The 14,856-nt window shown below is 53.6% G+C and carries 12 protein-coding genes; 2 read left to right on the forward strand and 10 right to left on the reverse strand.

What is annotated here, in order from left to right:
- Position 1: 1 nt before the first annotated feature.
- Genes napA through napF form a run of 3 tightly spaced genes read right to left on the reverse strand, consistent with a single transcriptional unit; the run spans position 2 to position 3,229 of the window.
- A complete protein-coding gene (gene napA / locus C2U43_RS17575) occupies positions 2 to 2,488 on the reverse strand; it encodes a nitrate reductase catalytic subunit NapA (protein WP_008785300.1) in 2,487 nt (828 codons plus the stop codon).
- Positions 2,485 to 2,748 carry a chaperone NapD gene (napD, locus tag C2U43_RS17580; protein ID WP_003027560.1) on the reverse strand — a complete coding sequence of 88 codons (264 nt, stop codon included), beginning with the start codon at positions 2,746 to 2,748 and terminating at the stop codon, positions 2,485 to 2,487. Before napD ends, napA begins: the two co-directional genes overlap by 4 nt.
- Positions 2,738 to 3,229: a ferredoxin-type protein NapF gene (gene napF, locus C2U43_RS17585; protein ID WP_003027564.1), complete on the reverse strand. Its 492-nt coding sequence runs from the start codon at positions 3,227 to 3,229 to the stop codon at positions 2,738 to 2,740. The genes napD and napF overlap by 11 nt, the downstream gene beginning before the upstream one ends.
- Positions 3,230 to 3,642: 413 nt before the next feature.
- Here napF and eco point away from each other — a divergent pair, with 413 nt between their 5' ends.
- Positions 3,643 to 4,140, forward strand: a complete 498-nt coding sequence (gene eco / locus C2U43_RS17590; RefSeq protein ID WP_032941984.1) for a serine protease inhibitor ecotin — start codon at positions 3,643 to 3,645, stop codon at positions 4,138 to 4,140.
- A 96-nt stretch (positions 4,141 to 4,236) separates the two neighbouring features.
- Here the strand turns inward: eco and mqo are convergent, their stop codons facing one another.
- On the reverse strand, positions 4,237 to 5,898 hold the full coding sequence (mqo, locus tag C2U43_RS17595; protein ID WP_003834639.1) for a malate dehydrogenase (quinone): 1,662 nt from the start codon (positions 5,896 to 5,898) through the stop codon (positions 4,237 to 4,239).
- A gap of 278 nt (positions 5,899 to 6,176) precedes the next feature.
- On the opposite strand from mqo, the gene C2U43_RS17600 reads away from it, so the two are divergent.
- Positions 6,177 to 7,424 carry a SulP family inorganic anion transporter gene (locus C2U43_RS17600; RefSeq protein ID WP_103286010.1) on the forward strand — a complete coding sequence of 416 codons (1,248 nt, stop codon included), beginning with the start codon at positions 6,177 to 6,179 and terminating at the stop codon, positions 7,422 to 7,424.
- Here the strand turns inward: C2U43_RS17600 and mgtE are convergent.
- The 6 genes from mgtE to C2U43_RS17635 form a co-directional block, all read right to left on the reverse strand.
- Positions 7,387 to 8,823: a magnesium transporter gene (gene mgtE / locus C2U43_RS17605; RefSeq protein WP_008785304.1), complete on the reverse strand. Its 1,437-nt coding sequence runs from the start codon at positions 8,821 to 8,823 to the stop codon at positions 7,387 to 7,389. The two genes, C2U43_RS17600 and mgtE, sit on opposite strands and share 38 nt — an antisense overlap.
- A 105-nt stretch (positions 8,824 to 8,928) precedes the next feature.
- Positions 8,929 to 10,572 carry a multidrug ABC transporter permease/ATP-binding protein gene (locus tag C2U43_RS17610; protein ID WP_103285567.1) on the reverse strand — a complete coding sequence of 548 codons (1,644 nt, stop codon included), beginning with the start codon at positions 10,570 to 10,572 and terminating at the stop codon, positions 8,929 to 8,931.
- Between the two features lie 75 nt (positions 10,573 to 10,647).
- Entirely contained in the window at positions 10,648 to 11,298 is a 651-nt protein-coding gene (alkB, locus tag C2U43_RS17615) for a DNA oxidative demethylase AlkB (protein WP_048224665.1), read from the reverse strand.
- Positions 11,298 to 12,362 carry a bifunctional DNA-binding transcriptional regulator/O6-methylguanine-DNA methyltransferase Ada gene (ada, locus tag C2U43_RS17620; protein ID WP_103285568.1) on the reverse strand — a complete coding sequence of 355 codons (1,065 nt, stop codon included), beginning with the start codon at positions 12,360 to 12,362 and terminating at the stop codon, positions 11,298 to 11,300. The genes alkB and ada overlap by 1 nt, the downstream gene beginning before the upstream one ends.
- 79 nt (positions 12,363 to 12,441) lie before the next feature.
- Positions 12,442 to 13,494 (reverse strand): FAD:protein FMN transferase ApbE, encoded by a 1,053-nt coding sequence (gene apbE, locus C2U43_RS17625; RefSeq protein ID WP_079934557.1) that lies wholly within the window; start codon positions 13,492 to 13,494, stop codon positions 12,442 to 12,444.
- 114 nt (positions 13,495 to 13,608) lie between these two features.
- On the reverse strand, positions 13,609 to 14,724 hold the full coding sequence (locus C2U43_RS17635; protein ID WP_103285569.1) for a porin OmpC: 1,116 nt from the start codon (positions 14,722 to 14,724) through the stop codon (positions 13,609 to 13,611).
- Positions 14,725 to 14,856 lie beyond the last annotated feature (132 nt).

Raw genomic sequence — 14,856 nt, forward strand, 5'->3', positions numbered from 1 at the left:
GTTACACCTTCGCCAGTTTCACGGCGCACTTCTTGAAATCCGTCTCTTTGGAGAGCGGATCCGTCGCATCCAGCGTCAGGTTATTCACCAGCTGTGCGGCATCGAAGAACGGCATGTACACCAGCCCTTGCGGCGGACGGTTACGACCGCGTGTTTCAACAATCGAAATCACTTCGCCACGACGGGAAATCACTTTGACCTTATCGCCACGGCGCAGATCGCGTGCTTTTGCATCCAGCGGGTGGATAAACAGCACGGCTTCCGGGAATGCACGGTGTAGTTCAGGCACACGACGCGTCATACTGCCGGTATGCCAGTGTTCCAGTACACGTCCGGTAGACAGCCACAGGTCATATTCTTTATCCGGCGCTTCAGCAGCAGGCTCAAATGGCAGCGCGAAGATAACCGCTTTACCGTCCGGTTTACCGTAGAACTTGTAGCTTTCACCTGCTTTCACGTAAGGGTCGTTGCCTTCGCTGTAGCGCCACTGGGTCTCTTTACCCTCAACGACTGGCCAGCGTAAACCGCGCGCTTTGTGGTAATCGTCAAATGGCGCAAGATCGTGCCCGTGACCGCGGCCAAACCAGGCGTACTCTTCGAACAAGCCTTTTTGCAGATAGAAGCCCAGCTCGCGGGATTCATCGTTCAGTTGATCTTCAGCCAGTTCAGTCACTGGGAATTTCGTTACTGCTGGCGTAGCAAACAGCACGTCATACAGCGTTTTACCGCGCAGTTCCGGTTTTTGTGCCAGCAGCTCTTCCGGCCATACTTCTTCTGTTTTGAAGCGACGAGAGAACTGCACCAGTTGCCACAGATCCGATTTCGATTCGCCCGGCGCTTTAATTTGCTGACGCCAGAACTGTGTACGGCGTTCCGCGTTCCCGTAGGCGCCTTCTTTCTCTACCCACATCGCGGTCGGCAGGATCAGGTCAGCCGACAGGGCGCTGATCGTCGGGTACGGATCGGAGACGATGATGAAGTTACGCGGATCACGCCAGCCCGGCATACGCTCTTCGTTGATGTTCGGACCGGCCTGCATGTTGTTAGTACACATCGCCCAGTAGACATTGAGCTTGCCATCTTTCAGCGCGCGGTCTTGCGCCACGGCGTGCAGACCAACTTTTGCCGGAATGGTCCCTGACGGAATATTCCAGTGCTTCTCACAGATATCGCGGTGTTTTTCGTTCGTTACCACCATGTCCGCAGGCAGACGGTGGGAGAACGTACCGACTTCACGCGCGGTGCCGCAGGCTGAAGGCTGGCCGGTCAGAGAGAACGGGCCGCAGCCTGGCTGGGAGATTTTGCCAGTCAGCAAGTGCAGGTTATAGACCAGGTTGTTGGCCCACACGCCGCGGGTGTGCTGGTTAAAACCCATCGTCCAGTAGGAGATGACTTTTTTCTTCGGATCGGCATACAGCTGCGCCAGCTGTTCCAGCTGATCTTTCGGTACGCCGGTCATTTCGGCGGTTTTATCCAGCGTGTACTCAGCAACGAAGGCTTTGTAATCCTCAAAGCTCATCGGTTCAGAAGCATCGGATCCCGGGTTTTTCGCCGCTTTTTCCAGCGGATGGGTTGGACGCAGACCGTAGCCGATGTCCGTCACGCCTTTACGCAGGTTAACGTGCTTGCTAAAGAAATCCTGGTTAATCGCATTGTTTTGAATGATGTAGTTCGCGATGTAGTTGAGGATCACCAGATCGGTTTGCGGCGTGAAGACCATACCGTTATCCGCCAGCTCAAAGCTGCGGTGCTGGAAGGTGGAGAGAACCGCGACGTTCACGTTAGGATCGGACAGACGACGGTTGGTGATGCGCGACCACAGGATCGGGTGCATTTCCGCCATATTCGCGCCCCACAAGACGAAGGCATCGGCATGTTCGATATCGTCATAGCAGCCCATCGGTTCATCCATACCGAAGGTACGCATAAAGCCGACTACCGCTGAGGCCATGCAGTGACGTGCGTTCGGGTCGATGTTATTGGAACGGAAACCCGCTTTAAACAATTTGGCAGCGGCATAACCTTCCCAAATCGTCCACTGGCCAGAGCCGAACATACCGATAGACTCAGGGCCTTTCTCTTTCATCGACGTTTTGAATTTCTCTTCCATCACGTCAAAGGCCTGGTCCCAGCTAATCGGGGTGAACTCGCCTTCTTTGTGATACTTGCCGTCTTTCATGCGCAGCATCGGCTGCGTTAAACGGTCTTTTCCGTACATGATTTTCGGCAGGAAGTAACCTTTGATGCAGTTGAGCCCACGGTTAACCGGCGCATCCGGATCGCCCTGACATGCCACAACACGCCCTTGCTGCGTTCCGACCAATACGCCACAGCCCGTCCCGCAAAAACGGCACGGGGCTTTGTCCCATTTAATGGCTTCTTGCTGACCGACTACCGCGCGGGCAACGCCCGGCACGCTTAACCCGGCAGCCGCCGCAGCGGCCGCAACGGCGTTAGCTTTCATAAAGCTACGACGACTGAGTTTCATGGTGTTTCCTCACCTTGCTCATCCTGCTGGTGATAAACCAGCGACACCGCCAGTACGCCCGCAACGTTGCGTACTGACTCAATTGTTTTCATTAGCGTTTCACTTTGCTCAGCTTCCACCACCACAATCAACTGACCACTTTCCACATCGCTGAGTGCAACTTCGCAACCGGGAAAGGAACGCAACTGAGTGGCGATATCGTTGATATGCTGGCTTTTGGCCTGAACGACCAGGCTGCAGACCTGCCAGTTATTGTCCATGGTTGTACTCCGCGTTAATGGCTGATACCGGGCAGATAGCGACACAGGCGCCACATCCGTTACAGTCCTGATTGTCGAGCTGCGGCTGATAAATGCCGGAAAGCGTGGGGCGAAAGGTTATTGCCATGGGCTCACAGCTATCCTGACAGCGGTGACATTCAACGGACTGATGTGCGAGACAGTTTTCCCCAATCGTAAAATTCAGATCCCATGCCCTGGTGTGGCGCGGAAGAAAAAGTGATTCGGGACAGGCTTCTGCGCAGGCATAGCAAAAGCTGCACTCGCCGTGTTTGAAATTTACGCTCGGGTAACCACCCTGGCCTCGCTGCAGGATGTCGGTTTCGCACGCCTGAATGCAGGCGTCACAACGGAGGCAATGGGCCAGAAAGTGAGAGTCTTCCTTGCTCCACGGCGGACGGATCCCTGCGCTGGCGTTTCGCCAACTGCCTGTCAACATACCTCGACGGGATAAATCAACCATGACATTGTCCTTCCATAATGACGCCCTCCCTCGGCGGGTTGAACGACATAAAAAACTGCACTATTTATGAGTAGTTATTTTTAGCCGTAAGATATTTCAGGATGTGTTAGAGGTGCATACCCCAATTGGGGTAAATGCTGTTGCCGGATCAAAGGAGTGTTGAGTTGGCGGGAAAAAATGCGCTTTTGCTCACATTTCAATGAGTTATATAACAATGTATATAACGGTTTATTCAAAAAGATAAAGATCTCAATATTAGGATAATTCTTAGCATATATCGCTATCATGACAACGAAAATCTACCTAATACACTTTAAATATAAGTAAATCCAGATTAATAGATTATCCAAATATGTTAACCTGCTACAGACTCGTTCATAAGACAGAAGAAAGGAAACACTGTGAACAATAAGATGAAGACAATTGTCCCTGCCGTACTTTTCGCCGCCTTTGCCAGCACCTCTGCATGGGCTGCCAGTAACGAAACCGCCGCTCAGCCGCTGGAAAAAGTCGCCCCTTATCCCAAGGCGGAAAAGGGTATGAAGCGCCAGGTTATCCAGCTTACCCCTGAGAAAGATGAATCTACTCTGAAAGTAGAACTGCTGATCGGACAAACGCTGGAAGTTGACTGTAACCAACACCGCCTGGGCGGAGAACTGGACAGCAAAACGCTGGAAGGTTGGGGATATGACTACTATGTCTTTGACAAAGTTACGTCTCCGGTTTCAACCATGATGGCCTGCCCGGACGGTAAGAAAGAGAAGAAATTCATTACTGCGCATCTGGGTGATGACGGAATGCTGCGTTACAACAGCAAGTTGCCGATTGTGGTCTACACCCCGGAAAACGTGGACGTTAAATACCGTATCTGGAAAGCGGAAGACAAAATTCAGGACGCAGTCACGCGCTAAGTGAGAATGTGCCGGATGGCGGCGTACCGCCTTATCCGGCCTACAGACGCATAAACAATGCCGGATAAGCGCAGCAGCGCCATCCGGCATTTTATTTTACAGCGCTATATCCGCAACGGCTTTCTGTTCAGGCTGCGGTTGTGCCTGAGGTTTCAGTTGTGGTTTCGGTGCTTCATCAGCAACCTGCGGCTTGTCATATTTCAGACCCAGAACCTCACTGGTGTACTGCAACTCTTGTTCCGTAGCCTCAACGTTACCGTTCAGCTTAGTACCATAAGACGGAATAATGGTTTTCAGCTTCGCCTGCCACTCGGGGCTGGCTACTTTATCTTTAAACACTTTTTCCATCAGATGCAGCATGATCGGTGCCGCGGTTGATGCGCCCGGAGAAGCTCCAAGCAGCGCTGCAATCGTGCCTTCTTTATCGCTGACGACTTCAGTGCCCAGACGCAGCACGCCGCCCTTCTCCGCATCGCTTTTGATGATCTGCACACGCTGGCCAGCCTGCCATAAACGCCAGTCTTCTTTTTTCGCCTGCGGATAGTACTCTTGCAGCGCAGCAAAACGGTCGTCGTCGCTGAGCATCACCTGGCTCACCAGATATTTCACCAGATCGAAGTTATCCAGACCCACGTTGACCATCGGCATAAAGTTTGAGGTGGTGGTCGAGCTGAGCAGATCCCACAATGAACCATTCTTCAGGAACTTGGTGGAGAATGTCGCGAATGGCCCAAACAGCACAACGCGCTTGCCATCAAGGATACGGGTATCGATATGCGGTACAGACATCGGCGGCGCGCCAACGGAGGCCTGACCGTACACTTTCGCCAGGTGGCGATTGACCACATCCGGGTTTTCCGCAACCAGGAACTGCCCGCCCACCGGGAATCCGGCATAGCCTTTCGCTTCCGGAATGTCGGTTTCCTGCAACAGCTTCAGCGCAGCGCCACCGGCACCGATAAAGACAAACTTCGCCTTGATATCGTGTTCCGCTTCGTTATTTTTCAGATCGGCGACTGTGACAGTCCAGCTATTATCGGCATTACGCTTAAAGCCACGCACTTCGGTGCTCAACTGCAGCGCAAAGTTGGGCTTTTTCTGCAATGAGGTAATCAGTTGGCGGGTGATTTCGCCGTAATTCACGTCAGTACCAATCTCGGTACGCGTTGCCGCGACTTTCTGCTGCGGATCGCGACCTTCCATGACCAGCGGCGCCCACTCTTTGATCTGCGCGTGGTCTTCGGAATAGCGCATACCACGGAACAGCGTGCTCTGCTGCAGTGCGGTGTAACGGGCACGCAGGAAGTTCACGTTCTCGTCACCCCAGACAAAACTCATGTGCGGAACGGTGGTGATAAAAGAGCGTGGTTCATGCATTACGCCATTATTGACCTGATAGGCCCAAAACTGGCGGGAAATCTGGAAGGCTTCGTTAATTTCGACTGCCTTTTCAATGCTGATGCTACCGTCGGCCTTTTTAGGCGTGTAGTTCAGCTCCATCAGTGCGGAGTGGCCGGTTCCGGCGTTATTCCAGCCGTTTGAGCTTTCCTGCGCTACACCATCCAGTCGCTCAACCATGGTCATTGACCATTGCGGCTCCAGCTCCTGTAAATAGGTTCCCAGCGTGGCGCTCATGATGCCGCCGCCAATCAACAGTACATCCGTTTCCTGCTCTTCCGCCGCTTTCGCTTTTGCCGCCATCGAGACAACATTCAGCCCAACGGCCATGGTGAAGAGCATGGCAGTCACTTTTTTCATAATGTTAATGCCTTACTTTTAGTATCGCTTTTTTGCTTTTAATGCAGGTGAAAATCGAGCGGCACCAACGGTAACACTTAAGTAAAAATAATTAAATAAAGTTTATAAATTATATTTAATTTTTAAAAATGTTATTAATACGTTGATGGTTTATGCGGTTATTGACAATCATTTCTGGAAACCGGTCCATCTGACGGGTACTATGCTGCGCTTTGCTATTCACCGCACGGATGCCTGTCGGTCTGCTGTATCAGGCCATTTCTGACCTGAGTGTAACTATGTCTGCAACTCAACATTCCTCTGCCGCAGTCGCTGAACACGCGACCCGTGCCGTGCTCCGCCAACCCCGTCTGCTGGTGCGCGAAACGCTGGCCGGTGTGGTAACCGCCCTGGCGCTGATCCCGGAAGTAATCTCGTTTTCCGTGATCGCAGGCGTTGATCCTAAAGTCAGTCTGATCGCCTCCGTCGTACTGTGCCTGGCGATGTCTTTTTTAGGCGGTCGTCCCGCAATGGTTACCGCCGCTGCAGGATCGGTCGCGCTGGTGATTGGTCCGATGGTGCATCAATACGGCGTGCAATACATCCTGCCTGCAGTGGTGCTGGCCGGGATGATTCAGATCCTGTTTGGTGTATTGGGAATGGCACGTCTGATGCGATTCATCCCTACGGCCGTGATGACAGGCTTTGTTAACGCGCTGGGGATATTGATTTTCTTTGCCCAGGTCCCGCATTTCTGGGGCAAAAGCCCGCTCATCTGGGGGCTGTTTGTCCTGACGCTGCTGATTGTGCTGTGGGTTCCGCGGTTTATTAAAGCAATCCCCGCACCGCTTATCGCCATCGTGCTGCTAACCGTGTTCACTGTCACCAGCGGGCAACTGTTACCGACCGTCGGTGACGAAGGTTCAATGAGCGGCGGCCTGCCGGGTTTCACCCAGTTGTTGGTTCCGCTCAACCTGCAAACGCTGGCGATTATCTGGCCCTGCGCGCTAAGTATCGCTTTTGTTGGTTTGATGGAGTCGCTGTTAACCGCCCGTCTGGTGGATGACCTGACGGTTACGCCGTCGAATAAAAATCGCGAGAGTGCCGGGCTGGGGATAGCCAATATTCTGGCCGGATTTTATGGCGGCATCGCCGGGTGCGCGATGATTGGTCAAACCATCGTTAACGTCGAGATGGGCAAAGGACGCAGCCGCGTCTCGACGGTTGCCGCCGGACTGGTATTACTCCTGTTAGTCACAGGGTTAAGCGAAGTGATGGCAGAAATACCCATGTCGGTGCTGGCAGGTATTATGGTAATTGTGGCGGTAAAAACCTTCAGTTGGCACAGCATCCAGCCCGCCACGCTGACGAAACTCCCCGTCACTGAAACGCTGGTGATGCTGGTGACCGTCGCTGCCACGGTTTCTACCGGCAACCTGGCGATTGGCGTGGTTGCCGGGGTGATGACGATGCTCATTCTACCGCGTATCGTCAGACGCAAACGGGCGACTACATCAGAAACAGCGTTGCCAGACCGAGAAAAATAAAGAAACCACCAGTATCAGTGATAGCGGTTATCATGACGCTCGAGCCGACCGCCGGGTCGCGCCCGAGCTTCACCATCGTCATCGGAATGATAACCCCCATCAACGCCGCCATCAGCAGATTGAGCATCATCGCCAGAGTCATCACACCACCGAGCGCCATATCATCGTACAGCCACCAGGTAATGCCACCCATAATCCCGCCCCACACGAGGCCGTTGATTAGCGCCACGCCCATCTCGCGCAGGATGAGAAACGTCAGGTTCCCCGGCTGAATATTTTGCAGCGCCAGCGCGCGGACGATCATAGTGATAGTTTGATTCCCGGTATTGCCGCCTATACCCGCCACAATCGGCATCAACGAGGCCAGCGCCACCAGTTGCGAAATCGTATGTTCAAAACCGTCGATCACCCGCGAGGCGATAAAGGCGGTACAGAGGTTAACGGCCAACCACGCCCAGCGGGTTTTTACCGCTTTGGTAACAGGCGCAAACACGTCCTCTTCGGCGCTTAAGCCCCCCATTCGACGCAGATCGGTGTCGGTTTCTTCATAGACAACGTCGACGATCTCATCGATGGTTAAACGGCCCATCAGTTTACCGGAAGGGTCAACCACCGCGGCGCTGACCAGGTTGTCGCGTTCGAAGGTACGCGCAGCGTTTTCGGCGATATCTTCAGGAGAAAAGGTGAGCGGGTCATCTTCCATCACCTCGCTGACTTTTCGCTGCACATCATTGAGTAAAATGCAGGTTAGCGTCAGTTCGCCAACCAGCACTTTATTGCGATCGGTCACGAAAAGTTTATCGGTGTTCTCCGGCATTTTCCCCAGCCGCCGCAGATAGCGTTGCACCACTTCCAGCGTCACGTCCGGACGCACAGTGATGACCTCGAACTCCATGATCGCGCCGACGCTATTTTTCTCGTAGTGCAGCACCTGGCGGACGCGCGTCCTCTCCTCTGCCGGTAACGTCGCCAGCAGACGACCGGTAAGGTTACGAGGCAAATGCTGCACCAGGTAAATCTGTTCATCGATATCGAGATATTGCAGCGCATCCAACAGCTCGCGGTCGCTCATCTCATCGATCAGGTCGTCCCAGACGTTTTCAGACGCCTCAAGCAAGACGTTACCGCGCTTTTCATTTTCGACCAGTCGCCACAGGGCGTGGCGCTCTTCAGAGGGCAAAGCTTCGAGGGTATCGGCGAGGTCAGGCGGTGGCAGGTGGGCCACCAGCGCCCCTACCTCAGCAATATCGTCGGCTAACGTACCGACGTCATATTGCTCAGCCAGGGTAAGCTTGCCCAACAGCGTTGAAATAATGGCTTTATCAGTGGTCAGCAGCCAGATGAGGCGCGCACGCTCTTCATCACGCAGTCTGGCGCTGTTTTTGTTTATTACAGACATTAATCATAAATCCATGATATGAAATATCATTAATCATGATGCCGATTTATGTAAATAACAATAAACAGTGCCGCCGGGTGGCTAAAAAACCGGCGGCACGAAGGATCAGGCTGTGCGAGCCACCGCGTCGCGCGAGGCGGCGTCACGTTCATCGCCCAACAGTTCACTCAACTGTCCGTTACGCATTTCCAGTAGACGATCGGCGTGAATAAAATAGTGATCGTCGTGGCTGATGGCGAAAATGGTTTTCCCCATTTCCTGCATCAAAGGCAATAGCACCTGATAGAACTCCCGGCGGAAATGGGGATCCTGATCGGCGGCCCATTCGTCCAGCAGAATGATGTCGCGCTCCTCCGCCAGGGCCAGCAGCAGCGCCACGCGTTTCTTCTGCCCTTTCGACAGCTTCAGATTGAGGATACGACCATCGCTCAGCTCCAGCTTATGACCCATCTTCAGATGTTCCAGCCACTTCGCGACCAGCTGCGGATTAGCCTCTTTACCTTCCGGCCCCAGCAGTTTGTCGAACAGCCAGACGTCGGTAAACACGGCGGAGAAGAGCTTGCGGTAGTCTTCCGGTTTTTCAACGGCAACGGCCTTACCATCAAGCAATATTTCGCCTGACTGCGGCTGGTACAGACCGGTCAGTAACATCGCCAGCGTAGATTTCCCGCTACCGTTACCGCCAATCAGAAAGATCAGTTCACCGCGATGAATCGTCAGATTCACCGGCCCTACGGAAAACGCATTATCCTGATAGTGGAAAACCACGTTGCGCAGCTCCAGCGTTTGCCAGTTGGGAAACGCGGTTGGGCGTGGGAATTCGGCCTTAAAAGGTGCCAGTGCGAATTTATTCAGCTTGTTGAACGCCACCTGCGCGGTAAGCAGCGTCGGCAGCGCGCCAACGGCAGAAAGCAACGGTGTTCGCAGGAATAACAGCGTCAGAGAATAGGTCGCTGCCACGGCGGTATCAGCCCATCCCAGACTGTTAGCCATCCAGAACACCAGGCCAATGGCACCCAGCATCATAATGTTCGACCAGTTAACCGCGCTCAGGTGGAAGGTATCGGCACGGATAATATGGTGGCGATACTCTTTGGCATCCGGGACGTACATCTGATTAAAGATATTCTCGGCGCGCTCGCGGTTAAGCGTCAGCTCTTTGCGCCCTTCCAGCACCGTCTGATAATCGTTGTACAACTTGTCTTCAGTTTCGCGCAAGGTGGCCATGTGTTTATACACCCGCGCCACCAGCACAAATCCGCCCCAGATGGTGATTGCCATCCAGATTGCCGTTACCAGTAGCATTTTGGTCGACAGCATCGCCAGATACGCCGCCGATCCTATGGTCAGGATAATCCCCTGCACCAGCTCAGGCAGACGAACAAAGGCGATGGTGATGTTGCGGATATCACTGGTTAAACCGGCCAGCAACGAGGCGCTGCCAAGCTGTTCAATACGCTCGACGTGAGTATCCAGAATTCGTTTGATAAATTCGCTACGCAGGCGGTAGACAAAGTGGTGACCCAGCGTGGTCAACGCCAGTTGAGAACCGAGGGTGACAACCATCAACAACAGCAGCAGGCCAAGAAACTCCGGTAGCACCATCAGCGTGGTGTCGACCGTTTCGATCAAGCGCTGGTTGATAAACGCAATCAGCCCAATCCCCAACGCGGCGCTGGCGAGGCTGAGCGCCATCACGCTGATAAATGGCCAGCGATACTGCCGCCAGACAAGAAGTAAAAGTTCCATGCAAACAACCCGGACAAGTAATAACAGCCCGCAGTTTAAACATCTCTTCGTCGACAGCAATAATAATTCTTATTTTTATTCTTTTTTACCTGCCTGGCGAAAAGTCAGATTGTAACGACAGTCTCCGGTCAACGGATGATAGCCCGTCTTAAGCGGCTGGATCCCATGATAAAACAGCCGCGAATTACCGCCCCACACCACGACATCGCCGTGTTCCAGCAGTAAACGCTTTAAAGGGTCATTACGGCGCAAGCCGCCAAATTGAAAGATGGCTGGTAGCCCCAGCGATACAGAGACAATTGGCGCCCGCAGGTCGGGCTCGTCTTTATCCTGATGTAAGGACAGTTTTGCCCCTGGCGTGTAGCGGTTAATCAGGCAGGCATCGGGTTGAAAATCAGCATAGCCCGCCGCCGTCGCCGCCTGTTGGCACAGATCAGCGAACGCATCCGGCAGCGGCGGCCAGTGCGTGCCGGTGAGTGGATCAAACGGAGAATAAAGATAGCCATGCTGATCCGTCGTCCAGCCCAGATGGCCGCAGTTGGTCATCGCCACCGACATTGTATAGCCGCCGGGCGTCACCATCTGGCGAAACGGCGACTGTCTGGCGACAGCCGCTATCGCCTGCAGTAAAGAGGGCGCAGAGTCAAAAGCGAAACGTCGGAGAATAACCGCACCTGACGCCAGCGGCTCCTGCCAGGGTTTCGCATCCGCAAAGAGATCGAGCATTATGTTTCCTCGCCAGTAGCTTCCCGTTGCAGTAACTGCGCCTTGCGCGCAATACCCCATCGGTAGCCCGAAAGTGCGCCATCGCCACGGATCACCCGGTGACACGGGATAACAATCGCCAGTTTGTTGGCCCCACAGGCACTGGCCACCGCGCGCACCGCCTTCGGTTTGCCGATGGCGCTGGCCAGCTGTTGGTAGCTCACTGTTTCACCGCACGGAATTGCGCGCAGCGCCTGCCACACCTGCTGCTGAAAGACTGTTCCCCGAATATCCAGGGGTAGCGATAGCGACGCGTCACGCGAGTTGATCGCAACGATCACTTCGCGCACGCGCTGCTGAAAATTGGCATCTGCAGGAACATCCTGCGCGGCGGGAAACAGCGCATGAAGATCCGCAACCAACGTAGCGTCATCATCGCCAAGCAAGATCGCGCAGATACCCCGCTCGCTTTCCGCCACCAGACAGCGACCCAGAGCGCAATCTGCGAGGGTATAGTGTACAGATACGTTATCGCCACCTTTACGAAATTGCTTTGCCGTCATGCCTAATGCTTGATCGGCTTTGCGGTAGTAGCTGCTGCTGTCGGGGAATCCGGCGTTGAGAATCGCCTGTGTAACCGGAACACCTTTCGCCAGGGCATCGCGCAGACGGCGAGCACGCCATGATTGTTGCCATACTTTCGGGGTCATGCCCGTCGTGGCTTTGAACAGACGATGCAAGTGATACGGGCTCATTGCCACCTGCTGTGCCAGCTCGTCCAACGTAAGAGGTGACTCTTGCTCCAACAACTGACAGGCGCGGGCAATTTTGTCCAGCCGATGCTGTTGCGCGCTGTCTTTATCCGGCTGACAGCGCTTACAGGGGCGAAACCCGGCATCCTGTGCCTGCTGGGCATCGGCGAAAAAACGGACATTTTTGCGCAGCGCATGTTTTGCCCGACAGGACGGACGGCAGAAAATACCGGTAGTCTGGACGGCAAAAACAAACTGACCGTCGGCGTTAACGTCGCGATCCACAACGGACTGCCAACGGTCATCGTCAGTGATGCGTAAACGATTTTTCATTTCGGACTCCTTTGTTAAGCATAGCGCTTAGCCTCAGTGTGTCCCCATCGTCGGGCATAAAAACCCGCAATCTTGCTTTTTAATTTTTTTCGCTGACCAGAAAGCTATTAAACTGCGGCGACATCCAGGTTTTAAACCCCTCACCCTCTTTCACAATCATATAGACCGCCAGCCCTTCACGACGCACGACTTCTTTGGCCTTTTCCGGGCCGAGCACCATCAATCCGGTATCCCAGCCATCGGCTTCCAGCGCCGTTGGCGCAATCACCGTTACGGACACCAGATTATGTTCGATCGGGCGACCGGTTTGTGGATCGATAACATGGGAAAGGCGCTTACCGTCCAGCTCATAATAGTTCCGGTAGCTGCCGGAGGTGCTAATGCCGTGCCCGTTAATGTCGACAATCGCCTGCACCGCGTTTTCACGATCGGTGGGTTTCTGGATTGCCACTCGCCACGGATGCCCTTCAGCATTCATTCCCCTGCTGTTCAGCGCACCACCAACGGAAACCAGATAACGGGAGATCCCCTCTTGCTCCATCAATCGAGCCAGATGATCGGCGGCATACCCTTCACCAACGGTCGAGAGATCAACATACAGATCCGGCAAGTCTTTTTGCAGGTAGTTCTGATGCGCTTCATTCACAACTTTCAGATGAGAAAGCCCGGTTTGCGCTTTTGCAGCGTCAATTTGCGCTTGGGTGGGAATATGCAACGGCTGCTGATCCGGGCCAAAGCCCCACAGGTTGACTAACGGCCCCACGGTGATATCCATGGCCCCATCGGTTTTTGCACCAATGCGTAGCGCCGAAGTCACGATATCCGCCATGGCGTCGTTAACCGGCCACGGCGACAGGCTTTTCGACAGGTTAAAGCGCATTAACGCAGAATCGTTTTTATAGGTGGAGAGCAGTTGATCATCGGCATCAAGCTGAGTCTGGATCTTGGCCTGCAGTTCCCTGGCGCGTTTGGCATCTACGCCTACCACACTGACCCGCCAGAAAGTGCCCATCGTTTTACCTTCCAGAACCGTGGCAGGAATTGTGGTCTGAGCAGGTTTCGGGGCCTCATCGCACCCGACAAAAAAGATCGTCACAGCCAGCAGTGCTGCGCGATAAAAATTCATTTCCATACGTAATTATCCTCATGCGAACGGGCGCAAGAGTACACCAAAAATCGTTGTTTGTACGGCGAAAAAACGGCATTAAAAAAGGCCCCGCAGGGCCTTTGATAGACATAATGTAGATTAGAACTGGTAAACCAGACCCAGTGCTACGATGTCATCGGTGCTGATGCCAGCATCACGAGTGAACTGGTTGTCATCCAGCAGGTTGATTTTGTAATCAACATAGGTGGACATGTTTTTGTTGAAGTAGTAGGTCGCGCCAACATCAACATATTTCAGGATATCTTCGTCGCCATAGCCGCGGCCCAGGTCTTTACCTTTGGACTGCAGGTAAGCCACGGACGGACGCAGACCGAAGTCGAACTGGTACTGAGCAACGGCTTCGAAGTTCTGTGCTTTGTTAGCCCAGCCCAGAGAGCCCGCACGCGTTGCGTTGTAGGTCTGGGTGTACTGTGCTGCCAGGTACACGTTGTTCGCGTCGTATTTCAGACCACCAGTGTAGGTTTCAGCACGGTCGCCAGTACCGAAGTTCAAACGGTTCTGCTCGTCAGTACGTTTGGAGCTGGTGACAGCAGTACCCAGTGCGAAGCCTTCACCGATATCATAAGTGATAGATCCGCCAACGCCGTCGCCGTTTTGACGCAGCGCGTCACGACCGTTGTTGGTCACGCCAGTGAACGTTCTGCCGTTCTCGTCTTCGCCGCTTACGCTACTGTTTTTACCCTGATACTGAATGGCAAAGTTCAGGCCATCAACCAAACCGAAGAAGTCGGTGTTACGGTAGGTCGCGAAGCCGTTACCACGCTGCTGCATGAAGTTGTCAGCACCGTAAGTATCGCCGCCGAATTCTGGCAGGACGTCGGTCCAGGACGTTACGTCGTAAACTACGCCGTAGTTACGACCGTAGTCGAAAGAACCTACGTCAGCGAATTTCAGACCCGCAAACGCCACACGCGTCCAGGCGTTGTTTTCACTTTCAGCCGCATTACCCTGAATCTGGTATTCCCACTGGCCGTAACCGGTCAGTTGGTCGTTAACCTGAGTTTCGCCTTTGAAGCCGATACGCATGTAAGTCTTGTCACCATCATCACCTTTGTTGTCGGAGAAATAGTGCAGACCGTCGACTTTACCGTACAGATCTAATTTGTTGCCGTCTTTGTTATAAATTTCAGCCGCATTCGCTGCGCCTGCTACCAGCAGTGCTGGTACCAGGAGGGACAGTACTTTAACTTTCATGTTATTAACCCTCTGTTATATGCCTTTATTGCTTTTTTATGCCACTGCATACTGATTAAGGTCATTAACCAGTCGGCAACTTCATTCTCCGCAAAAACACAGAATAATCCAACACGAATATGATACCAAAAC

The sequence above is a fragment of the Citrobacter freundii complex sp. CFNIH9 genome, assembly GCF_002903305.1.
GTDB classification, from domain to species: domain Bacteria; phylum Pseudomonadota; class Gammaproteobacteria; order Enterobacterales; family Enterobacteriaceae; genus Citrobacter; species Citrobacter portucalensis.